This window comes from Chitinophaga varians (genome assembly GCF_014529945.1).
Classification (GTDB): Bacteria; Bacteroidota; Bacteroidia; order Chitinophagales; family Chitinophagaceae; genus Chitinophaga; species Chitinophaga varians.
Genome location: NZ_JACVFB010000007.1, coordinates 458,567 through 479,638 on the forward strand (window position 1 = coordinate 458,567; position 21,072 = coordinate 479,638).

Here is a 21,072-nt window from a genome sequence, read left to right on the forward strand (position 1 = left end):
GGTTATTGATATTGAATATAAATCGGACGGGGAAACAGGGCCAGCACTTCATCGGGCCCCATCAGGTGGCCACCGGTAGTGATATCTACCTGATAAAACAATTTAAAACCGGTGAACTGCACCGGCTGGTGAGAGATCCAGGTGCGGTACGTATTTTTTTTCTTCGCCACGCCGCCAAAGCCATCCATGTCCATCACCAGCTGTACTTCCGGACGCAGGCGGATATTTTTGTAGTTGGTGACCATCCCCTGCGTGAAGCGGTGCACCACCAGTATTTTAGGCGGCAGCTGGTGTTGCTTCACCAGCGCTGCCAGCCAGGAACTGGCGTAGTTGATATCTTCCGCGTCCATGGTGCCGATGACGGAGCAGGGAGCCTGCCCATGTTTCATGGAGTACTCAGGGTCTATGCCCAGATGCACTTCCGGCCGCAGCAGGTATTTTTCCAGCAGCGGCAGTTCCTCCTGCAGGGTGCTGTGCCCCGGCTGTATATCCAGAAAAACGAGCGCATGTGCGCGGGCAGCGATTTCCAGTGCATTGTTGATCGCCGACGCCGGCATGCGCATCCGGTATTTATTATCCTTGCCGGGATTACGTTGCGCAGTAACCGCGATGTAATGAAAAGCCGGCAGCACCGGGGTAGATGAATCTGCCGCCTCCCACATGGCGGCGGTGGCAGCCAGCTGCGCCAGCATGGTATCTACCGGTACCGTGCCCAGCACGCCCAGCCGGGGGGTATAAAAATTTCCATAATACGCTACGATCCGATGAAAAGGCAGCAAAGCGCCGGGCAGCGGATAGTCCCGCTGATACGGCCAGGCAGTGGTGACAGAGTCATGCAGCAAGCCAAGCATTTTTTGTTGATAGGCTGCCGTATCCAACGCTGCGCCGACGCGCTCCGGCTTGTTCGGAGCGACGGTTGTTTCTTCTTTTGTAACCGGATGTTCTTCCGGTGGGCGACGAAAGTATTTCAACAGCACCCATACCAGTATCATCAACGCCAGTATACCCGCCAGCCATTTCCCTGCCTGCTTCATGAGGATATGTTATTTAAGATGATCCGAACTCATAACAAATTCTGACGGCAATCAGTTGTATGTTATCCTGACGATAATCAGCATCCTGGTTAACATCAGTCATGTCCCGGGCGGTTGAATCGTGCTACATTAGCAGTATCAAAAAAACCGGGGCATATGAAACGTCGTGGAAAAAACAGTCCGGCTATTCCTGCTTCGCTGGCTCCTCTTGGCCATGTGAAAGATATTACTGCCGGAGAAGTACAGGCGATACAGGAAACGCTGAACGTCAACAGTATCCGGGAACTGGTGGCTGCTATCAGCAACGGGCTGCTGGAAACAGTGCAGGGCATCACCGCCGTACAAATCAAAAATATCAAACGGGCTTTTAAGCTATATAAGACCGACGACACCCGCATCCCTTTGTGGGACGCGCGTGTTGCCGGACAGGAATTACTGCGCATCTTTGCGCAGTTTCCCGAGGTGGAAAAAGTGGCGCTCACCGGCAGCCTGCGACGGTGTAAAGATACCGTCGGTGATATCGATATTTTGATCCAGGCCACCGAAGCCGACAGAAGGAAACTACTGTATAAAATTTCCCGGATGCCGCAGACAGAGAGCATCGTCGCCACCGGCCCGCATCATTTTTGCGTAGTCCTCCGCAATCAGCTACAGGCAGACATCCGGCTGGCCACCCGCAAACATTACGGCGCCAGTTTATTATACTATACCGGTTCGGTACCCTACAACCAATATCTCGAAAAACTGGCCGGCGATAAAGGTCTCCGTTTCGGCCCCCTGGGGCTGACCGACAGTCAATCCGGCGAATATGTGGCCGGTGAACAGGAAACAGATATCTTCCGGCACCTGGGCATTGGTTACCTCGATCCGGAGCTGCGGGAAGGTTATGAAGAAAAGACCTATGCTGCTTTCTATCAGATACCTTCGCTGGTCACCTTCAACCAACTGAAAGGAGATATGCAGATCCATACCGACTGGAGCGATGGCACAGAAAGCATCGCCGCTATTGCCAGATACTTATCGCATACTTTTCCTCATTACCAGTACATCGTGATCACCGATCATGTTTCCGGTAAACGACCCAACCATGTATTGCCGCCGGAAGATTTATTCAGGCAGGCCGAAGAAATAGACCGTATCAATGCCCTGATGGGGTTTGACTACATAAAAAAGGGCCTGGAAACAGATATTCTGGAAAACGGAGCACCTGAATTGGCCAACGATATCCTGCTACAGGCTGACTGGGTCGTCGCTTCTATCCATACCGATTTTGCCCGGGACAATACCGACCGGCTGATCAGGGCCTGCGAGCATCCCGCTGTTCATTGCATCGGACACCCCAGCGGCAGGATGATTGGTATGAGGCCTCCCTATCCGGCGGACTGGAACGCCGTATTTGAAGCCGCCGCGCGGACCGGCACCGCGCTGGAAATCAATTCCCGTCCTAACCGGCTGGACCTGAATGACGCACTGATACATCAGGCGATCTCCAGGGGCGTAACACTGGTCATTAACAGTGACGCCCGTACGCTTTCGCATTTTGACTTTATGAAACTGGGCGTATCGATGGCCCGACGTGGGGCCTGCAGCAAAAGAGATATTCTTAATACGTGGAGCTGGAATGACGTTGAAGCATTTAAAGCCGCCAAACAGCGGCTGGCCCAACAATAACCCCATTGGCTATTTTTTCCCTTCGGGAGATGATAAAAAAATATTTTACCTGACCTGTCACAAAAAGTCCACTTCCGCTGTCCCTGATGAAATGGATTTTTTATGACTAAACGTACCACCGCCCTTTACACTAAAGCGGGGCATTATTGGTCAGGCATTACCCTGGCTGTATTCATTGGATTTCATCTCTTTAACCAGCTGGCTTCTCTCATGGGAGCAAACGCGCATATCACGGTGATGCAGGCCTTTCGTACCGTATACCGGCATCCGGTGGCAGAAACCATATTACTGGCGGCGGTGGCGTTTCAGGTAATAACGGGGCTGTTGTTGATTTTCACGCGGAAACGAAGCTCCCTGGCGGAGAAAATACAGGTGTATTCCGGCCTATACCTTTCGTTCTTTTTGTTGTTTCATGTGGGAGCGGTATTATATGGCCGTTCACGGGGGCTCGATACCAATTTCTATTTCGCCGCTGCGGGGCTGAACATATATCCGGCCACCTTCTTTTTTATACCGTATTACCTGCTGGCGGTATCCGCTATTTCACTGCACGTGGCGGCCATTCACTATATCAAAACCGGTTCGCGGCGCTGGTCCGGGGCTATTGCCGTTACCGGGTTGCTGGCGGCAGTATTGATCATCACCGGCTTCACCAACGGTTTCCGCTGGCGGCATATGCCAGCGGCCAATGAGCAGTTTATCCGGCAGTCTGTTGGCGGTTAACGGAGTTTATCAGGGTTACGCACCAGATACACCGTATGCACGCCTTCTTCGTCCATAGACACGAGCAGGATAGTATCCACCGCGCCGCTGGCATCGTAACAGATGACGCCCGGTGCCCCGTTGACCGGAGCGATGCTGTAAGTAAGCCTTGTACTTTGTTTGGCGTATAACCCCAACAGGAAAGCTGCTGCTGCCGTAGGGCCCACCAGCGGCACCCGCGCGGCCGCAGCTTTTCCGCCGCCGTCAGAATAAATGGTGATGTCTTCTTTCAGATAAGTCATCAGCCGGGCCATGTCTCCACTGCTACATGCCTCCAGAAACGCCTGGAACAGGGCAGCCTGTTGTTCGCCCGCGGCGGTGTGACGCATCTTACCTGCCGCAATTTTTTCTTTGGCACGGTGAAACAGCTGCCGGCAGTGGTCCTGCTCCAACGCAAGGACGGTGGCTATTTCTTCATATCCATAACTCAACGTTTCCCGCAGGATAAATACCGCCCGCTCCAACGGATTCAGTGTCTGTAACAAAATCAACAGCGCAAAGGAAATATCGCTGTCATGCATATACGAAAAACGCTCCTGAAAAATCGGAGAAGGCAGATCGATGCCGGGATATACGGTCTTTTTACGGGCTTCCAGCAGCGAGAGGCAGCGGTGCATCACTGCCCTGACGAGGTAGTTTTCCGGATGTGCGATGTTGGTCGCGTCTTGCCGGGAATACGCCAGGAATACATCGTGCAGGATATCTTCCGCATCCATGGCGTTTTTGGTCATCTTATAAGCGACCGCAAACAGGGTGGGCTTATGCCGTTCAAATTCCTTCATGCGAACAGCTTTTAGGTCCCTGCAACGCATGGTACTCCTCACCCCAGTCGCACAGCGCCTGAATAGTAGGCACCAGCTTTATACCGATGGCCGTGAGTTTATATTCCACCCGGGGTGGTGTTTCAGCATATACTTTCCTTTCGATGATGCCGTCGCGTTCCAGTTCGCGTAGTTGCATCGTGAGCGTGGCATGTGTGATACCCTTCATTTTTTTGCGCAGCTCACCGAAGCGCAGGGGACATCCCTTGCGGATGGCGTTCAGCAGCAGCAGCTTCCATTTTCCACCGATCACCTTCATGGCCTTTGTCATGGCACAGTTATTTTCTTCCTCCCATACACCTTTCTCCAACTGCGTATCTAACTGACTATCATCAATAGTATTTTTTTTCATACCAGGTATTAATCTTTAAACTACTTGTTACAATTCACTGTCCGCCTCAACTTTGGCAGCGATAAAGTTAACAAATCGGACATTATGAACAGACTACAATTGAAATGGTTATCGCTCCTGATCGTATCTACCTCGGTATTTTTGGCCGTCATCGATATTTTTATTGTGAATGTGGCGCTGCCGTCCATCCGTCGGGGTGTGCAGGGCAGTGAATCGGATATGCAGCTGATCATTGCGCTGTATCTGCTGGGATATGCAGCGTTCCTGATCACCGGTGGGCGGCTGGGCGATCATTACGGCAGGAAAAGGGTATTTATCGTGTCCATGTTGTTGTTTACCTTCAGCTCTCTGCTGTGCGGCCTGGCGCAAACAGCGTGGCAGCTGAATGCCGCCCGGTTCATTCAGGGCACCAGTGCCGCTTTCATGATACCGCAGGGCATCAGTTACATACATGTCTTATTCCCCGAACATAAAGAAAGGATCAAGGCGCTGGGTATTTACGGTAGCATTGCCGGTTCCGCTTCCGTTATCGGGCAGTTCCTGGGCGGGCTGTTGCCCGATGTGCATTGGATCGTGGAAGGCTGGCGGTTGTTGTTTCTGATCAATCTGCCACTGGGGCTGGCAGCGGCGGCGCTGGCCGGCCGTTACCTCAACGATACCGCGCAGCACCGCGAAGGCCGTTTCGATATCAGTGGTGTGGCGTTGCTTACCGTTGCGCTCTTTGCCCTGGTATATCCGTTGATCCGTGGCCGTGAGTTGGGCTGGCCGTGGTGGAGTATCTTGTCGCTCACCGGAGCGATAGCGGCACTGCTGCTTTTCGGCTACGACCAGCAGCGTAAGCTGGCCACGCAACAAAACCCGCTGATCAATATCCGGCTGTTTTCCTATAAAGATTTTAACATCGGGCTTTGTGCCGTCTTGTTCTATTTTATGGTGCAGGACTCCTATTTCCTCATCAATGCTATATTCATGCAAACGGGACTGGGATATAGTTCCGCTGAAACAGGCATTCTCTTTGTGTTTCAGGGCGTAGGCTACGTAGTGGCGTCACTGTTATCTATTCCGTTGGTAAAGCGTTATGGTAAGCGGGTATTGCAGGGCGGTGTACTGATCATGATGATATCGCTGCTGATGCACCTGGTATTTTTCCGTGCTGACCATATGCCCAGGCCGGTGTTGCTGGCAACGCTCTTCTTTTATGGTACCGGCTGTGGGTCTGTATTGCCATCGTTGCTAACCATGGCCCTGAAAAGTATTCCTGTGCATTTTGCGGGTGCGGCCTCCGGCACGTTCTCTACTTTCCAGCAAACAGCCGTGGCGTTGGGTATTGGCGTTACCGGCGGTATCTTCTTCAGCCTGTTGGGCGACGCCCCTTCCCTGTCTGTGTACCTGCACGCGTACCAGATCGCTACCGGCGTCAATATCGGGTTTCTGGCGCTGGTAAGCATCTTCCTGTATATCCTGCCCGAAGGGCAGCAGACCATAACGGAAATGGCTATACATTAATAGATATCAGTGATGGGTGATAAACACGGGCTGACTAATCAGCTTCAGTACCGGTTTCATGGGGTTAGGCACCAGCAGGTTGGACAACATATTTCTGCCAAACGCGCCCATCACGATCATTACTTTTTCTTTTTCAAAAAGATATTCTAACAGTCGCGCCTGTACGAAGTCATCTTCCAGCACGATCAGGGAGCCGTCAGGATAGTGTGTATGTAACCATTCCTTCAGCTTCTCCATGTCGCCTTTGGCAGGTTGATCTTTAGGCGTAACACTGAGCACGGTGGCTTTGTGGCAGGACAGCTGCGGCAGCAGGTAGGTAAACTGTCGCATGGCATACATACAGGCGTTGCTGCCGTTGTAGGTAAAAATAATTTCGTCTACCCCGTCAAATTTCGGCGGAGCGATGATCACCGGACATTCCGCCTGTTCCAGTATATCCCTGACAAACGAGGTCGGTGTGGTTTCCGGCCGCCAGGAAAAAGAGGTGGCAGCATCCACCACCAGCAGATCGGCATACCTGCTTTCTTTCAATACGGCCTTCAGCGGCATGCCAGCATGTTGGTGCACGGCACTGGCTACCCCGTTGAGCTCACAGTGACTGATGAAACGTTTGATATTTTCATCCCGGTACAGTTCCTTCTGTTGTGCAATAGGTGCCCCGGGCACCGCTTCTGTCACGCCTTTTTCACGGATGTCTTCCACAGAACGCAGCTCCATCTCCTGGTTCTCCAGGAATACGCCGGTCACCCGGGAATGGGTAAGGTTTCCCAGATAACAAGCGAAGTCAAGACAACTTTTGCTCATGCATACAGCATCTGTTACAAATAATATTTTTTCCATGATATGGGAGATTATTCTTTTTCAGGTTCTTCGGGTAACCGGAAGGCAGTGGCTTTTTCAACGTCTCCGGCATTTAGTTCCTCCAGCGTCAGGTGTCCGGTAGTGGTGGTTTGTAACCAGATATCCCCGGCCTTATGAAATATATGTCCGTGCAGGCCAAAAAGGGATGTCAGGTCATGTTCTACCGCCAATGCGGTGCGGTAATGGCTGATGTCCAGCCAGCCGAAGCTGTGCAGGATCCTGATTTTCTCTATCGGTGTATTAGCGGCAAACTTCTCTTTCTCGTCACAGCATTCCCCCGGCAATGCTGACTTGTGGAAAAACTCCAGCTTCAACCTGGGATACTGGCGGTGAAACCGTTCCTGGACGTCGGCAATAATCGCTTCTTCACTAATATAAATCTGCATAACCCATAGCTTTAAAATGCTGATACAATACTACGATGACGCGTTTTTTTTGCCAATGAGATCAGTCAGGACAAAGGCTGACAATAGTCATATGCTTTGCTGCGACCGCATAAATCCTTAACTTTCCGCCAATTGTGTTTTTATATATTAAGACTCATCGATCATGAATTTACATGTCAGCGATCTGGATATCGACTTGCAGCTCAGTATTTTCGCGGCCGTCATGGAACGCACCCCGGGGCTGGTGGCCGTCAGGGAAATGGCCTCCGGGCGATTGAAATACATCAATGAAACCGGTATCCGGATGTTGGGCTCCGACGATTTTCCTACGCTGGAAGTGTTACTGGAACAAAATAAACTGGGCACCGGTAAAGCCGTACAGGGTGCTGCCTTCTCTCCCGACGAGCCACTGTTGCAGGAAAGACAATGGAAAAACATACAAGGGGAAACCTACACCAGTCTTTACGAAGAAATGGTGCTGAAACACAAAAATGAACAGTACTGCTTCTTCCGGATCACCGACAGCCAGTCTGACCGTCGCTATAAACTCCAGCTCAGCAAGGAACTACAGCGGTTTGGCGCGTTATTCAACTATGCCAGCATCGGTATCATTGTGGCCAATCAGGACGGTGACATTACGCTGATCAATGACTTCGCCCTCTCCCAGTTCGATTACCGGCGGGAAGAGCTGACAGGCCAGAAAGTGGAGAAGCTGATCCCGCGCCGCCTGCATCAGAAACATATTGGTCACCGCGAAAGATACAATGCCTCCCCGCAAAGCAGGCCGATGGGCATCGGTCTAGACCTCTTCGCCGTTCGCCGCGATGGCTCTGAGTTTCCCGTGGAAATCAGCCTGAGTCACTATTCCAATGAAGAAGGACATTTTGTGATCGCTTATATCAGCAATATCACAGAAAGAAAAAAAGCGGAAGAACGTATCGAGCGACTGAATAACGAGCTGGAAAGCATGGTGGAAGAACGTACCCAGCAGCTGGTAAAAGCGCTGGCCGACCTCGAAGCCTCCAAAGAAGAGCTGACCATTGCACTCAGCAAGGAAAAGGAACTGGGCGATCTCAAGTCCCGCTTTGTGTCTATGGCCTCTCACGAATTCCGTACACCGCTGAGTACCATCCTGTCGTCCGCTTTCCTGGTAAAACACTATGCCGCAGAAAGCGAGCAACCGGTGCGCAACAAACATATTCAGCGCATCGTGAATGCCGTCAGCTTTCTGACCGACACGCTCAACGATTTCCTGTCTGTCGGCAAAATCGAGGAAGGCAAGCTACAGGCACGGTATTCCATGTTTCAGATCAAAGATTATTTCCAGACCATTATACAGGAAATGCAGGGCATCATCCGGGAAAAACAAACCATCCGGTATGAGCATACCGGTGGAGATGTTTGCTGGCTCGACACTTCGTTGCTCCGGCATATCGCTATGAACCTGCTGGGCAACGCTATTAAATTCTCTGCTGCCGACAGCACCATCGAGATGTACACCCGCATGGAAGACAACCTGTTTACCCTGATGATCAAAGACTATGGCATCGGGATGTCGCAGGACGACCAGCAACATCTCTACGAGCGTTTTTACCGGGGCACCAACGTAAGCAATATCCAGGGCACCGGCCTTGGTCTGCATATTGTACAGAAATACAGTGAACTGATGAACGGCGCTATCTCCTGTGCCAGCGAGCTAGGCAAAGGCACCGTATTCACCATTACTTTCCCTGCTGATCCTATAAATATTCCGTAAGCATATGAAAACGATCCTGTTGATTGAAGACAATGAAGAATTAAGGGAAAACACGGCAGACATCCTGGCGATTGCCGGTTATCATGTACTGACCGCGGAGAATGGTATGACCGGCTTTGAGAAACTGCTGGAACATAAGCCCGACCTCGTCATCTGTGATATCATGATGCCTGTGCTGGACGGCTTTGGCGTGCTGCATCTGATGCAGCAGCATGAAGCCGTGAAGGATACTCCTTTCATTTTTCTCACGGCGAAAACAGAGCGCGCCGATTTCCGTAAAGGCATGAGCATGGGCGCCGATGACTACCTGACCAAACCATTCAGTGGCACGGAACTATGGGAAACCGTGGAGAACAGGCTGCGTAAAGCCGCCATCCGCAAAAAAGAATTCCCGCCCAACCTGCAGGGCATGAACCGCCTGATGTTGGAAGCTACCGGCAAAGCCTCCCTGGAAGCCCTGGCAGAAGGACGCAATATCGATAAGTACCGCAAAAAACAGGTCATCTATACAGAAGGCAACCACCCTACCCGCCTCTTCTTTGTGCAGAAAGGCAAAGTAAAAACCTGTAAGACCAACGACCAGGGTAAAGAGCTGGTGCTGGATATTTATGCAGCAGGCGATTTCCTCGGTTATAACGCCCTGCTGGAAGGCTCACTGTATAAAGAAACAGCCGTGGCCATGGAGGAAAGCGAGATCGCGGTGATACCTGCCACCGATTTTGAGGAGTTGTTGAACAACAATCATGAAGTGGCCACCCAGCTCATCAGGATGCTGGCCAAAAATGTGAGCGACAAAGAGCAGCAGTTATTGGGCCTGGCCTACAACTCCCTGCGCAAAAAAGTAGCAGAGGCCTTACTGAATCTGCTTAAAAAATATAATCCACCCAAGGATACGCCACTGGTGATCAATATCAGCCGGGAGAACCTGGCCAACATCGCCGGTACCGCCACCGAGTCGCTGATCCGTACCCTGAGCGATTTCCGTGATGAGCAACTGATCGAGATAAAAGAAGGCGCCGTGGTGATCCTCAATGAAAAAAAACTGGCCGGTATCCTGGCTTAAACCAGCGGGAAAGACTGCCGCAGATAATGACGGAAGTCAGCGTCCAGCATATCAAAATGCTGCTGCACGGTGGTAAATCTTCTTTCCATCATCAGTTCCGACACGGTGGCTTCTTTCAGCCCCGTTGTGGTTTGAACTGATGCCAGTACGCCCTGCTGCTCACTGATTTCATGGCGCAGCAGGGCTATTTGTTCATCCATCTTCAGGAACCGGCTCTGAAAATATTCCAGCCGCCCCAGCTCCCTCCGGTCAAAGTCTGTTGATAAAATCCGGGCCAGCTTCAGCTTAAAACATATGTTCTCGTCTTCCAGGACCTTTAGCAGGTATTTACGTGATTCTTGCTGTGCCCGCAGTTCCTCCAACTTGTCCTTCATCGTCCGTTGTTTATAGTAATCCGGCACAAATTAGGGAAGCGGCATTTGCTTATTTATGACTGGGATCAGTCACCTCAATGATATCCGTCATTGCCTCCCGCCAGGGCGCGTACGACCTTTGTTACAGGTTATTTTTCAGTGTCTTGTAAACGATGCCAGATGAAAAAGATACTGTTGGCCGTAGACGACGGCCACTTCCCGGAAGGCGCCTTCCGGTTTGCCCGGAAAATGCACGAACTGGAGCCCATTACCCTCTGCGGCGTGTTTTTACCGGAGCTGGACCTGACCGCCAATCTCAACTACACCTCGTTGTTTATACCGCTGACAGAAAACTATGCCGCTATTTCTATTGAGCAAAGCGTGCAGACTTTCAGGGAATACTGCCGGCAGTATAACATCCATCACCTCGTACACCACGACCTGCAGGAGTATGCGCTGAAGTTGCTGCGGAAAGAGTCGCTCTTCTCAGACCTGATGTTGTTGAGCAGTGAGAAATTTTATGCAGACCTGCTCTTTGGGCCCGGCGGCTTTCTGGGCAGCGCCCTGCATCAGTCGGCCTGCCCGCTGATCGCTGTTCCCGAAGACGCCGTTTTCCCGGAAAGCCTGATCCTGACATACGACGGCAGCGCCTCTTCCGTATATGCGATCAAAAGTTTTGCCTGGTTGTTCCCTCAATTGTGCAGTTTAAAGACCACCTTGCTGTACAGTCATACCGATGGCGCACCGCCGCCGGATACCGGAGGCATTATGGAACTGGTACAGTATCATTTTCCTAATCTGAGTACCGGGTCGATCAATACCATTCCCGAAAGGTATTTCAACACCTGGCTGAGTGACATCCCGCATCCGATGGTGGTTTGCGGTGCTTATGGCCGTTCATTGCTGTCAAGGGTATTCCGGCGTAGCTTTGTGGAGGATACACTGCGCGCCCATCAGGTGCCGGTGTTTATCGCGCACCGCTAGTTCATTACGAATGACGAATGACGAATTGAGGACCCACGCCGGGGAAGGTTATTAACTATCCTGGCTATAACGAATCCCTCAATTCGTCATTCGTAATCCGTCATTCGTAATTGAATACTTGTTTGCTGTCAGGGTATTGACCATCTTATCGAGCGCGGTGGTAGCGGTAGCGGGGATCAACACCGATTGTTTGATCATAAATAAGCGGGAAGTAACATAACCGGCAGCAGTGCCGCCGCCGTGATTTTGGGAGAACACGACCGTATGCCCGCTGGCAGGTTTACCGGTCCAGATATATACACTGTCTTTTCCGTCCGTATAGCGGTCAACGTTAGTTCCCAGCAGCGCCATCAGTCGCGTTACCATCTCCGCATTGCGCGGACTCGCAGCGAGGTTGGTTTCCACAATTTCCACACCTGCTTTACCGGTACGGGCTTCATCGTCAAACAAAAAAGAAATGCTTTTACCCCAGCCACCGGCAGCCCCGGTGGTATCACGGGAATCGTCCGAAAACAGCAAATCTCCGTAGCGGAAATCACGCACCTTATCAATCATCTTACAGGGCAGCGTTGTAATCGGTTCCTGGCTCACCACATGCTCCCTGTAGTTCATATAACTGTTCACGTCCATGGTCCAGTAGTGCTGATAAAGGTCTGTTTTGATATTACAGGCACTGATCATCACCAGCAGTAAACATAACACACTATATAACGCAATACGGTACATACGATCGTTCAGTTTCGTCATGCAGTTTAACGGAAAGGCCGCAAAGGTATTGCATACCATTCATAAAAAAATCTGCATAGCGCTTGCATACTAAAACGTTTAACCTTACTTTTAATCAGACTGCTGCAAAACGCTAAATTCCACGACATGAAAAAACTCTTCTTTCTGCTGGCTGCAGCCTGTGCACAGCTGTCGGCCTATACCCAACAACCTTTTAATGGCCTTGACATGAACATGGGCAATCTTTCCCGGCTGTCAGACGCCAAAACCCGGTCTATCAGTCCGGAGAACTTCACCGGTGAAGCCGGCAAAGGCGGTATGGCCACGCTGGAGCAGGGCAATGCCAGTCACGCTGCCAGAGAACTGGGACAGGGCTGGAAAGTGAATCCCTACATCTTCATAGAACCGGGTAAAACCGTTACGCTGGCCGAGATCAACGGCTCCGGCGCTATCCAGCACATCTGGATGACTCCTACCGGCAACTGGCGCTATAGTATTCTCCGCTTCTACTGGGACGATGAAACCACCCCTTCCGTGGAAGTGCCGGTGGGTGATTTCTTTGGCATGGGATGGGGTGAATATGCACATCTCAATTCCCTCGCGGTATGCGTTAATCCCGGCAGCGCCTTCAACTGCTACTGGTCCATGCCGTTCCGGAAAAAATGCCGGATCACCATGGAAAATATCCATACCGAAAAAATGACGCTGTATTACCAGATCGACTATACGCTGACAACCGTTCCTGAAGACGCAGGGTATTTCCATGCGCAGTTCCGGCGCAGCAATCCCGTAAAAGACGCCAGCTATACCCTGGTAGATGGTATCCGCGGGAAAGGCCAATATGTAGGTACTTATCTTGCCTGGGGCGTTAATAACAACGGCTGGTGGGGAGAAGGCGAGATTAAATTTTTTATGGACGGCGATGGTAAATATCCTACCATCTGCGGTACCGGCACAGAGGACTATTTCTGCGGCTCCTATAATTTCGACGTTAAAGGGAAATATCAGGAGTTCTCTACGCCTTATGCCGGCCTGCCGCAGGTGATACGTCCTGACGGACTGTATAAATCACAACAACGGTTCGGGCTGTACCGCTGGCATATCATGGACCCTGTCCGCTTTGAAAAAGAGCTGCGGGTAACCATTCAGGACCTGGGCTGGCGCAGTGGCGGCCGTTACCTGCCACAGCAGTCTGATATCAGCAGCGTAGTATTCTGGTACCAGCGGGAGCCACATGCACCGTTTCCAAAGCTGCCTTCCATGAATGAACTCGAAACCAATTAAAAATGACGAATGACGAATGACGAATTGAGAGCTTCCTTATCGCCAGGTTATTTAATAACCTTTGCGGGAGTGAGTCCTCAATTCGTCATTCGTCATTCGTCATTCGTCATTCCCTTTAGAGGGGTTATTCCCATTTAAACATCTTCACTGAGAGCACGGCGACAATAGCGGCCCATACGGTTAAGCCGCCCAGTTCTACGGGCACCTGCCATATATGTGCGCCTTCAAAAGCGATCTTCCGCAGGCCGTCCACGAAGAAAGTGAGGGGCAGGTATTCACAGAAAGTACGCAGCCATACCGGATAGTTTTCTACCGGGAAAAAGAGGCCACACAGCAATATCTGCGGCACCGTGATGGTATTGGCCACCGGCGCAATGGAGCTTTCGTTGCGGATAACGCCGCTGATCATAAAGCCGATCCCGGTGAAGATCACCAGACCGAATACCGACAGCAGCAACATTTCGAGGAAAGTAAGGATACCATTGACCAGGGTGAAATCGAATGCGAAATAGCCCAGTGCGGTGATGATGATAAAGCAGATGATCTGAAACACCAGCCGGCTCAACATTTCGCCAAACAACAACGAAGCGCGGCTGATAGGCGTCACGAAAATACGTTTCAGCACCAGCGTATGCCGCAGGTTAAACAGCAGAAAAGCAGAACCGAATACGCCCGCCATCAGCAAAGAGAAGCCCAGCTGACCGGGAAGGATAAAATCGATCTGCCGGTATACGCGGCCGGGTATCGTTACCACGTCCAGTTTGGCCGCTACCGGTTGGCCCTGCAACACCTGTTGATTGATACGGCTGGTCACCTCCTGCAACGCAGCCTGTACCAGCGGCCGTTTGTCGGCCACCGCGCCGGAGCTGAACAGGGTGAGGCCATACTGCGGCACCGGGGCAGCCATTACCGGTGCGGGTATGCGGATGATGCCGGCGATGCGTCCTTTTTTCAGGGCTTTGAGTTGCGCCAGTGAATCTGTTTCTTTGGAGAGGCTAAAGATGCTGATCTCTTTTACAGCGCGGTATACAGGGCTGCTGGTATCACTGCCGGGCGCAATGGCCACCGGGATTTTCACCGCTGTGTTATCAACCATTGCACCGAACACCGTCACAAAAATGATGGGAAACAATAGGGCGAATACAACCGAAGTAGGGCTACGCAGGGTAGCAATCAGGCTAGCCCGGGCCATCACCAGACCGGCCCTGAGCTGACTATATTTTTTTGCCATAGGGAACCAAAGCTACAGTATTCTTTCAAAGATTCATTTTCCGGGAACATATTATATTTGCCCTTCACAACGCCGTCCCCTAATACCCAAGGCTACTCATGAAAAAAGTGATCACAGGCAAAGACATCGTGCGCCAACTCAAAGCAGATCTGATCGGCAAAGACTCCTACCGCGGAGTTACGCTGACTTATACCTGGCTGGCTAATCAGTTTGGCCACTTTTCCCTCGGCTTCATCCCTACCTTCGTAGGTTATCTTATCCTGAAGCGACATCTCCCCGAACAACGGGCTTCCCTATACGCTGCAATGGCGGTGAGCCTTTTCTGGCTCACATTTGAAATCTTTAACTTCCTCGGGCCGCTGCTGTCGCGCAAATCCAGGAGCAGCTACGTCTTCCAGCCGGCATGGGGCAACATCGCTTTTGATACCATTACTGACCTGATGTATTTCTGGTCCGGCGCATTGATGGCATCTATCCTTTGCGCCTATACGACAACAGCGCTGATCGCCCTGCTGGTATTAACGGTACTGGTGCTATATCCTGCCTATTATTGGTATCTCACGAAAATGTACCTGCAGGTGCCCTCCTATCCTTTCCAGTTCAGGCTGAGCCAGTGGAGCACCGAACATATCCCGGAAGGAGACATTGCGCTGGTGCGCCGTTTTCTGGACAACGAAGAACAGGGCATGCACCTGTTCCTCTTCGGCCCCAAACGCAGCGGTAAAACAAGCCTGAGCGTGGGCATCGCCACAGAACTGTCCATCCGCCACCAGTCGGCCGTATACACCTCCGCCATGAAGCTGTACTGCATGTTCTTTGAACATGACGATGACAGCGCGGCCAACGTATTATGGACCTGGCGGAAAGCTTCTATTCTGGTGATTGATGATATTAACCCGGGAGACCCTATCAAGGAAGATATTATTACACCCGAACGGTTCCTCAGCTTTGTCGATACCTTTTCTACCAACGATATAAACCGCACAGTACTCCGCCAGACCAATGTGATCTGGGTATTGGGAGATGATGACGCTTCCAGGAAATTGTCGGAAAGATGGAAGGATATGTTGACGGGTATCGGCGTGGAGAAAGAGAAACTGCTGTCTCTCAATCTCCAGCTATATAGCCAGGCGCCTGCTGCTAAGGCAGAATATGATTTGCGTATGCAAAGCTGATCAGGTGGGTCAGGCTCTTTACCTCGAAACGTTTATACATCGGGATGATCCGTTTTTCAATGGCCGACTGGGACACCCCAAACCGGGCAGCGATCTCTTTAAAGGAAAAGCCCTCCGCTACCAGTGAAAGGGCTTCTTTTTCCTTTTCTGAAATAGCGTAGTGCCGGAACAGTTGTTTATTGAGCTCTTCTTCAAAAGCCGATTTTTCCGGGCCATAGGCGGCGTAGCGCATCACGTTGCCCAGCTGAATACTTTCATTCTTCTGGGAATGCCCGATGATGGCCGTTACCCTTCCTTCTTCCGTGGCAAAGACGCCTACCTTGGTAATCAGCGGCACATGGGTACCGTCTTTATGGATCTTTTTCAGTTCTATGGTAAAGCTGTACTGTTCGAGGTCTTTTGTTTTGTTATGCAGAAACATCAACGCTTTGTCGTTCAGCTCATTGGAGAAGGGAGCATATTCCGGCGCCGTGATGTTGACGAACGTCATCATGGTCATTTCATCATCCCGGTAGCCGAGAAGCGGCTCCCAGCCATCGGCATATAACATGCGGTTCTCTTTGAACGAATAGATATAAATCGCCTCATCCGGAAACCGCCGGATGATCTGCTTAAAATGCTGTGCTTCCGGACTGCTCAGGTCGGCCGGTACGTCAGTAATAAATGTTTTGGAATAATGCCCCAGCTTATCAGGATCCATTCGTTTTTATCATAAAAGTAAAAATAATATCACAACCTGCGTAATTACGCAGTTGACTGATTATGAACCTACTGGTAATTTTGCGTCCGTAAACCATCCGAAATGGATCTGCAGGAAAGACCGCTTAAGAGGCCTTTTGTCCAGCGAATTCACCCGGCTGATGGTCCGGCAAGGAGGCAAGAACCGGAGACCGCAGCAGGTAGTGGTTACAGCCCAAAAGTTGTTTAAAGGAATGTGTTAAAAACCGAGGAAAAGTTTGTTAGAAAAAGCCCCATCCTCATTGATGCAATGTCCCCCCAGGGATACAGCTACGGCGCATGGACCGGTCCAATCCAGGTCCATGCCTGTACTGACCCTGTACAGACACTGCTAATAGCCCCAAAAAAGTATTGAATTTGTGTTAAGGTTGTCATGAGTTTTTTGACTGTTGAATTACCCCCGAATTGTTAATCCTACTAGTTTCAATTTTGAAGCAACCTGGCGAGGCTCCGGCCTCGCCATTTTATTTTCGCTCAGCTTATCATGATCACTATCATGATAAAAAAAAGATATGAGTATATTTGTTATACCCGATTGTAACACCCAAAGAATATCCAGCAAAAATGAAGATCATTATTTTCGGAGCTTCCGGTGCCGGCACCAGCACCCTGGCCAAAACATTTGCCAGAGAAAACGGTTACGAGCATCTTGAGGCGGACAATTACTACTGGCTCAAAACCGAACGGCCATACGAAACCAGGCGCGACCCTGCAGAACGGAACAGACTGTTCCTCGAAGACCTCCACAGCCACGATAAAGTAGTGGTGGCAGGTTCTATCTTTAAGTGGGACCCGGTCCTGTTTGAATCGTTTGACTTTGCCGTATTCCTCTGGCTGCCCCCGGATATCCGGATGCAACGCCTTATACTGCGGGAAAAACAACGCTATGGCTCCCTGCTGGAATCCGATCCCTGGCTCAAACAACACAACGCCGATTTCCTCGCCTGGGCATCCCGGTACGACGAACCCGGCTTCCCCAGCAGAAGCCTTACCCTCCATAAAGACTGGATCGGGCAACTGAAAATACCGGTACTGGAAATTAAAGGAGACTTCCCGCTGGCAGAGAGACTGCAACGGATGCAGGAGAAACTCGCCGGCATCAAATGCCGGGAAGCCTCACGGCAGTAAGTCCCTGTTTCCGGCGTTGTCAGGTAACGGACCCCTCATATCATGATCATATGAAACAAAGTGCGGGCATTCTGCTCTACCGAAAAAACAACGACACAACGGAATACTTCCTGGTACATCCCGGCGGGCCTTTCTTTGTTAAAAAAGATGCCGGACACTGGAGCATACCCAAAGGAGAAATAGAACCGGGAGAAGCGCCGCTGCAGGCGGCCATCCGCGAGTTTGAAGAAGAAACCGGCTACCGGCCGGAAGGGACGTTCATTCCCCTTCAGCCCATCACCCAGAAAGGCGGCAAGCAGGTGCTCTGCTGGGCCACCGAAGGTGACCTGAACCACGAAACCATCGTCGGCAATCTATTTGAGATAGAATGGCCACCGCGTTCCGGCAAAAAAAAACAGTTTCCCGAAATCGACCGGGCTGGCTGGTTCGATGCCGAGACCGCTAAGAAAATGATCAATTCACAACAGGCGGCATTCATCGATGAATTATCAGCAACCCAGGGCTGAAGCCCTGGGCTACGTTCTGATAAGCAAAGATTTGCCGTTTTTGATGAAAGCGGAAACTTGATTGTTTACAGGTGCAGGTCGCGCGCTCCTTTCACTTCTGTGGAGATCTCGCCCAACATGGCGCCTGCATTGCAGTTCTGCCCAGTATACACTTTCACGAAATCAATGGCATTCAGCGTTACCGGTTGACCGCTGGCATTCACAACGTTCGAAATATCCACCGTATTATATCCCAGCGCGGGAAACTCGCCCGAGTAGCTGTCGGTGTATCCCCATGCGAAAGCAAGGTTGGTGAGTATCCCGCCGGACACCAATGTATTCACCAGTTTGGTACCGGTAAAGGTGACAGAGTCCTGATTGGGCGCCATGGCCGGATAGTAGTTATTGGCGGTATGAAATGCATTGGCCTGCACATATCCGCTGTTACCCTGATTATCTCTCCAGTTCACATTGGTGCCCGCAGCATGTGGATTGTAATACGTGATCTGGTAGTTTTTGATGGTACCGGCCGCGTTGTACTCGCTGCCCGCCAGCTCATACCACGGATCATCAGGAATACCATTGGCATTGATATCCTGGCTTACCATCACAATGCCCGGCTCCGACCATTGATAGGTAGGGCCGGACGGGTTACCGTAGATACCCAGGTCGGCTCCTGTGCCATTCACCACGGAATGGTCGAACCCGAACACGATATACCCGCCGTAGCCGCCGAGCGAGACCATATTAGTGGTACTGCCCACCAGCGCCTGTGCTGCGGTAACAGAACCCAGTCCGGATTCATTGGTGTACTGTCCCGGTGCCGGCATGTACGTATATACGGTGCTGATAAGGGGACTGCTGGTCAGCGTGGCGGGCCGGATGGCCACATTGCCGGCAATACCAGTGCGTTGGGATACTGCTTCAGCCGTATTCGCCGTATCCGTCAAAGCATCTTTGCGGCAGGAAGGCGAGAAAAACAAGGTGGCCAGTGCGAATGCCGGCAGATAGGAAATTTTCATATGTTGTAAGGTTTGAGGAAAAAGAAGGAACGTGATCAATAAAATACCGGAAGTGCAGGGAAATAATAACCTGTATACCGCACTGTTTCTTTCAATGCAGCAGTATTGGCGTCATACATCAACCAGCGGTTATCGTTGCTGGCGCCAAACTGGTCGGTGAGCGTGATCACCAGCAGTTCATTACGTGTTGCATTGTACCGTACGGCAGAACCGTAGAAATATTGACCGGCAGGCACTGTCAGGAAAGGTGATGAAAGGGATGCCGCATTCCCCGGCACATAACGGTATAGTTGTGTGCCGCCGTACTCGATGTCGCCACCGATACCGCCGGTAGACTGACGGGCCGCAACAAATACTGCTGATCCATCGGATGTCAGTGAACCGGAGCGCCAGGACAGATAAGCCCATGGGTTAGTAGTCGTAAAAGGCAGCTTCACGCGGGACATGGCTAGAGAAGTGGGATTGATGGCTACGAGCGAGTCCTTACCGGTTACCCAAACGGTGCCGTCATTGGTGCGGGCGAAGCCGGCGTCGCCGATACCAAATTTCTTCGCTATGCTGTAGTCGGACACATTCAGCGCCACTACTCCATCGTCTTTGGTCATCACGAATACGTAGCTGCCTGCCAGCAGCATATCGCCCGCAGGACCATTGATACCGGATACTTTAGTACCGAGGGACGGTCCTGACAGATTGATGCGGTATACGCCGTCCACCGCGCTCAGCAGGCCCCGGGTGGCATCTACGCCTACGAAAGCATAACCTTCACTCTGCGGCAGATTAGTGATCCTGCCTGTTTCCACCAGGCTATGCGCATCGGTGGCCACCAGCGGCCCACCAACTTTCGCCACCATATATACCTTGTTGTTGTAGATAGTAGCAAACTGCAGTGTGGAGGTAGTAGGGCCCAGATTTTTACCGGGGTTTTCTGCTTTGTAAATGTCTTTCGCTACTTTATTACTGTCATAGCTATAGTACCAGAGATCGCCGTTGTTGACACCATACTGTCCTTCATGTACCATCAGGAAGCCGTTTTCATATTTCCCGAATAGTTTCAGGCCGTGTACAGATTCAGCACTTTCTTTGGTGAGCACTCCTAATCCGGAGTCGGCATTTTCTTTTTTACAGGCGGCAAACAGGATTAACAGCGAGGCCGCCAGGGCCAAACACTTGATTGATTTCATAGTTTACAAATTGTGTGGTTATTTTTAATAAAAAATGAACACATCATAGGGCATCCGATCCTTCATAGGAGGCAAGGGTTATCCATTTTGTTTTTCACTCAAAAACAATTTGCTACAGTGGCTGCATTTAAGACAGCCCGGGAAACAGTACAGGTTTTCTTTCCCGTACCCGCACGCAGGTGAAACAAAAAAAACAAATACGTGAATATAAAGCCGGCAGGCCTACATTCTACAGCCTTTCACCCGAAAGCGACGAATGGTAACTACAGCTGGCAGGTCTTCTGGCTCTCCTGCTTTTCCGGAAACCTTCCCATCTGCAACAGCAGACAGTGGTATGGAGCATACTCCGGAAAAACATCGCCGGGAACAGCCGGCGGGCAGGATTACAGCTACGGGGATAGCTCCGGTTTTACACCGGATTCCCTTTTAATGTTCTGCATGAACAGAACAACCAGTTGCTTTACAAACGTACGTTAAGTTCCCATCATATCCAATAAAAAACCCGGGGAAATCTCCCCGGGCCCTGAAATATTTTTCTGTATAAAAACAG

The 21,072-nt window shown here is 51.1% G+C and carries 21 protein-coding genes and 1 riboswitch; of the genes, 10 read left to right on the plus strand and 11 right to left on the minus strand.

Going from position 1 to position 21,072, the window contains the following annotated elements:
• Positions 1-2: 2 nt before the first annotated feature.
• Positions 3-1,034, minus strand: a complete 1,032-nt coding sequence (locus ICL55_RS30580) for a hypothetical protein (RefSeq protein ID WP_188104908.1) — start codon at positions 1,032-1,034, stop codon at positions 3-5.
• A gap of 156 nt (positions 1,035-1,190) precedes the next feature.
• Between ICL55_RS30580 and ICL55_RS30585 the strand changes: the two genes are divergently transcribed.
• Together ICL55_RS30585 and ICL55_RS30590 are read left to right on the plus strand one after the other, a co-directional pair.
• Positions 1,191-2,705 (plus strand): DNA polymerase/3'-5' exonuclease PolX, encoded by a 1,515-nt coding sequence (locus ICL55_RS30585; RefSeq protein WP_188104910.1) that lies wholly within the window; start codon positions 1,191-1,193, stop codon positions 2,703-2,705.
• 102 nt (positions 2,706-2,807) lie between these two features.
• Positions 2,808-3,428, plus strand: a complete 621-nt coding sequence (locus tag ICL55_RS30590) for a hypothetical protein (RefSeq protein WP_188104912.1) — start codon at positions 2,808-2,810, stop codon at positions 3,426-3,428.
• On the opposite strand, the gene ICL55_RS30595 is transcribed toward ICL55_RS30590, so the two are convergent.
• Both ICL55_RS30595 and ICL55_RS30600 read right to left on the minus strand, forming a co-directional pair.
• Positions 3,425-4,249 (minus strand): sigma-70 family RNA polymerase sigma factor, encoded by an 825-nt coding sequence (locus ICL55_RS30595; protein WP_188104914.1) that lies wholly within the window; start codon positions 4,247-4,249, stop codon positions 3,425-3,427. The two genes, ICL55_RS30590 and ICL55_RS30595, sit on opposite strands and share 4 nt — an antisense overlap.
• Positions 4,236-4,640, minus strand: a complete 405-nt coding sequence (locus tag ICL55_RS30600) for a winged helix-turn-helix transcriptional regulator (RefSeq protein WP_188104916.1) — start codon at positions 4,638-4,640, stop codon at positions 4,236-4,238. The genes ICL55_RS30595 and ICL55_RS30600 overlap by 14 nt, the downstream gene beginning before the upstream one ends.
• Before the next feature lie 84 nt (positions 4,641-4,724).
• Between ICL55_RS30600 and ICL55_RS30605 the strand changes: the two genes are divergently transcribed.
• Positions 4,725-6,146, plus strand: coding sequence for an MFS transporter (locus tag ICL55_RS30605; protein WP_188104919.1), 1,422 nt, complete (start codon positions 4,725-4,727; stop codon positions 6,144-6,146).
• A 6-nt stretch (positions 6,147-6,152) separates the two neighbouring features.
• On the opposite strand, the gene ICL55_RS30610 is transcribed toward ICL55_RS30605, so the two are convergent.
• On the minus strand, positions 6,153-6,986 hold the full coding sequence (locus ICL55_RS30610; protein ID WP_188104922.1) for a universal stress protein: 834 nt from the start codon (positions 6,984-6,986) through the stop codon (positions 6,153-6,155).
• Between the two features lie 11 nt (positions 6,987-6,997).
• Positions 6,998-7,393: a hypothetical protein gene (locus tag ICL55_RS30615; protein WP_188104924.1), complete on the minus strand. Its 396-nt coding sequence runs from the start codon at positions 7,391-7,393 to the stop codon at positions 6,998-7,000.
• A 163-nt stretch (positions 7,394-7,556) separates the two neighbouring features.
• Between ICL55_RS30615 and ICL55_RS30620 the strand changes: the two genes are divergently transcribed.
• Together ICL55_RS30620 and ICL55_RS30625 are read left to right on the plus strand one after the other, a co-directional pair.
• Entirely contained in the window at positions 7,557-9,149 is a 1,593-nt protein-coding gene (locus tag ICL55_RS30620) for a sensor histidine kinase (RefSeq protein WP_246496725.1), read from the plus strand.
• A 4-nt stretch (positions 9,150-9,153) separates the two neighbouring features.
• Positions 9,154-10,212 carry a response regulator gene (locus ICL55_RS30625; protein ID WP_188104925.1) on the plus strand — a complete coding sequence of 353 codons (1,059 nt, stop codon included), beginning with the start codon at positions 9,154-9,156 and terminating at the stop codon, positions 10,210-10,212.
• On the opposite strand, the gene ICL55_RS30630 is transcribed toward ICL55_RS30625, so the two are convergent.
• Positions 10,209-10,586: a hypothetical protein gene (locus ICL55_RS30630; RefSeq protein ID WP_188104927.1), complete on the minus strand. Its 378-nt coding sequence runs from the start codon at positions 10,584-10,586 to the stop codon at positions 10,209-10,211. The genes ICL55_RS30625 and ICL55_RS30630 overlap by 4 nt on opposite strands.
• Before the next feature lie 159 nt (positions 10,587-10,745).
• On the opposite strand from ICL55_RS30630, the gene ICL55_RS30635 reads away from it, so the two are divergent.
• A complete protein-coding gene (locus tag ICL55_RS30635) occupies positions 10,746-11,549 on the plus strand; it encodes a hypothetical protein (RefSeq protein WP_188104929.1) in 804 nt (267 codons plus the stop codon).
• 78 nt (positions 11,550-11,627) lie between these two features.
• On the opposite strand, the gene ICL55_RS30640 is transcribed toward ICL55_RS30635, so the two are convergent.
• Positions 11,628-12,296: a hypothetical protein gene (locus ICL55_RS30640; RefSeq protein ID WP_188104931.1), complete on the minus strand. Its 669-nt coding sequence runs from the start codon at positions 12,294-12,296 to the stop codon at positions 11,628-11,630.
• Between the two features lie 126 nt (positions 12,297-12,422).
• Here ICL55_RS30640 and ICL55_RS30645 point away from each other — a divergent pair, with 126 nt between their 5' ends.
• Positions 12,423-13,559 carry a glycoside hydrolase family 172 protein gene (locus ICL55_RS30645; protein WP_188104933.1) on the plus strand — a complete coding sequence of 379 codons (1,137 nt, stop codon included), beginning with the start codon at positions 12,423-12,425 and terminating at the stop codon, positions 13,557-13,559.
• 124 nt (positions 13,560-13,683) lie between these two features.
• On the opposite strand, the gene ICL55_RS30650 is transcribed toward ICL55_RS30645, so the two are convergent.
• Positions 13,684-14,790, minus strand: coding sequence for an ABC transporter permease (locus tag ICL55_RS30650; protein ID WP_188104935.1), 1,107 nt, complete (start codon positions 14,788-14,790; stop codon positions 13,684-13,686).
• A gap of 98 nt (positions 14,791-14,888) precedes the next feature.
• Between ICL55_RS30650 and ICL55_RS30655 the strand changes: the two genes are divergently transcribed.
• Entirely contained in the window at positions 14,889-15,965 is a 1,077-nt protein-coding gene (locus tag ICL55_RS30655) for a DUF2238 domain-containing protein (protein WP_188104938.1), read from the plus strand.
• Here the strand turns inward: ICL55_RS30655 and ICL55_RS30660 are convergent.
• Entirely contained in the window at positions 15,931-16,665 is a 735-nt protein-coding gene (locus ICL55_RS30660; protein WP_188104940.1) for a LuxR C-terminal-related transcriptional regulator, read from the minus strand. The two genes, ICL55_RS30655 and ICL55_RS30660, sit on opposite strands and share 35 nt — an antisense overlap.
• A 602-nt stretch (positions 16,666-17,267) precedes the next feature.
• On the opposite strand from ICL55_RS30660, the gene ICL55_RS30665 reads away from it, so the two are divergent.
• Positions 17,268-17,831, plus strand: a complete 564-nt coding sequence (locus ICL55_RS30665) for an AAA family ATPase (protein WP_188104942.1) — start codon at positions 17,268-17,270, stop codon at positions 17,829-17,831.
• Between the two features lie 50 nt (positions 17,832-17,881).
• Positions 17,882-18,337 (plus strand): NUDIX hydrolase, encoded by a 456-nt coding sequence (locus tag ICL55_RS30670; protein WP_188104944.1) that lies wholly within the window; start codon positions 17,882-17,884, stop codon positions 18,335-18,337.
• Positions 18,338-18,402: 65 nt separating this feature from the next.
• Here the strand turns inward: ICL55_RS30670 and ICL55_RS30675 are convergent, their stop codons facing one another.
• Entirely contained in the window at positions 18,403-19,338 is a 936-nt protein-coding gene (locus tag ICL55_RS30675; RefSeq protein WP_188104946.1) for a PKD domain-containing protein, read from the minus strand.
• Between the two features lie 35 nt (positions 19,339-19,373).
• Positions 19,374-20,522 (minus strand): DUF5074 domain-containing protein, encoded by a 1,149-nt coding sequence (locus tag ICL55_RS30680; protein ID WP_188104948.1) that lies wholly within the window; start codon positions 20,520-20,522, stop codon positions 19,374-19,376.
• 254 nt (positions 20,523-20,776) lie between these two features.
• Positions 20,777-20,993: riboswitch (cobalamin riboswitch) on the minus strand.
• Between the last annotated feature and the right edge of the window lie 79 nt (positions 20,994-21,072).

Excerpts from the sequence above, each read along its gene's own strand:
- ICL55_RS30580 (WP_188104908.1), bottom strand. The coding sequence starts at position 1,034 with ATGAAGCAGGCAGGGAAATGGCTGGCGGGTATACTGGCGTTGATGATA.
- ICL55_RS30585 (WP_188104910.1), top strand. The coding sequence starts at position 1,191 with ATGAAACGTCGTGGAAAAAACAGTCCGGCTATTCCTGCTTCGCTGGCT.
- ICL55_RS30590 (WP_188104912.1), top strand. The coding sequence starts at position 2,808 with ATGACTAAACGTACCACCGCCCTTTACACTAAAGCGGGGCATTATTGG.
- ICL55_RS30595 (WP_188104914.1), bottom strand. The coding sequence starts at position 4,249 with ATGAAGGAATTTGAACGGCATAAGCCCACCCTGTTTGCGGTCGCTTAT.
- ICL55_RS30600 (WP_188104916.1), bottom strand. The coding sequence starts at position 4,640 with ATGAAAAAAAATACTATTGATGATAGTCAGTTAGATACGCAGTTGGAG.
- ICL55_RS30605 (WP_188104919.1), top strand. The coding sequence starts at position 4,725 with ATGAACAGACTACAATTGAAATGGTTATCGCTCCTGATCGTATCTACC.
- ICL55_RS30610 (WP_188104922.1), bottom strand. The coding sequence starts at position 6,986 with ATGGAAAAAATATTATTTGTAACAGATGCTGTATGCATGAGCAAAAGT.
- ICL55_RS30615 (WP_188104924.1), bottom strand. The coding sequence starts at position 7,393 with ATGCAGATTTATATTAGTGAAGAAGCGATTATTGCCGACGTCCAGGAA.
- ICL55_RS30620 (WP_246496725.1), top strand. The coding sequence starts at position 7,557 with ATGAATTTACATGTCAGCGATCTGGATATCGACTTGCAGCTCAGTATT.
- ICL55_RS30625 (WP_188104925.1), top strand. The coding sequence starts at position 9,154 with ATGAAAACGATCCTGTTGATTGAAGACAATGAAGAATTAAGGGAAAAC.
- ICL55_RS30630 (WP_188104927.1), bottom strand. The coding sequence starts at position 10,586 with ATGAAGGACAAGTTGGAGGAACTGCGGGCACAGCAAGAATCACGTAAA.
- ICL55_RS30635 (WP_188104929.1), top strand. The coding sequence starts at position 10,746 with ATGAAAAAGATACTGTTGGCCGTAGACGACGGCCACTTCCCGGAAGGC.
- ICL55_RS30640 (WP_188104931.1), bottom strand. The coding sequence starts at position 12,296 with ATGACGAAACTGAACGATCGTATGTACCGTATTGCGTTATATAGTGTG.
- ICL55_RS30645 (WP_188104933.1), top strand. The coding sequence starts at position 12,423 with ATGAAAAAACTCTTCTTTCTGCTGGCTGCAGCCTGTGCACAGCTGTCG.
- ICL55_RS30650 (WP_188104935.1), bottom strand. The coding sequence starts at position 14,790 with ATGGCAAAAAAATATAGTCAGCTCAGGGCCGGTCTGGTGATGGCCCGG.
- ICL55_RS30655 (WP_188104938.1), top strand. The coding sequence starts at position 14,889 with ATGAAAAAAGTGATCACAGGCAAAGACATCGTGCGCCAACTCAAAGCA.
- ICL55_RS30660 (WP_188104940.1), bottom strand. The coding sequence starts at position 16,665 with ATGGATCCTGATAAGCTGGGGCATTATTCCAAAACATTTATTACTGAC.
- ICL55_RS30665 (WP_188104942.1), top strand. The coding sequence starts at position 17,268 with ATGAAGATCATTATTTTCGGAGCTTCCGGTGCCGGCACCAGCACCCTG.
- ICL55_RS30670 (WP_188104944.1), top strand. The coding sequence starts at position 17,882 with ATGAAACAAAGTGCGGGCATTCTGCTCTACCGAAAAAACAACGACACA.
- ICL55_RS30675 (WP_188104946.1), bottom strand. The coding sequence starts at position 19,338 with ATGAAAATTTCCTATCTGCCGGCATTCGCACTGGCCACCTTGTTTTTC.
- ICL55_RS30680 (WP_188104948.1), bottom strand. The coding sequence starts at position 20,522 with ATGAAATCAATCAAGTGTTTGGCCCTGGCGGCCTCGCTGTTAATCCTG.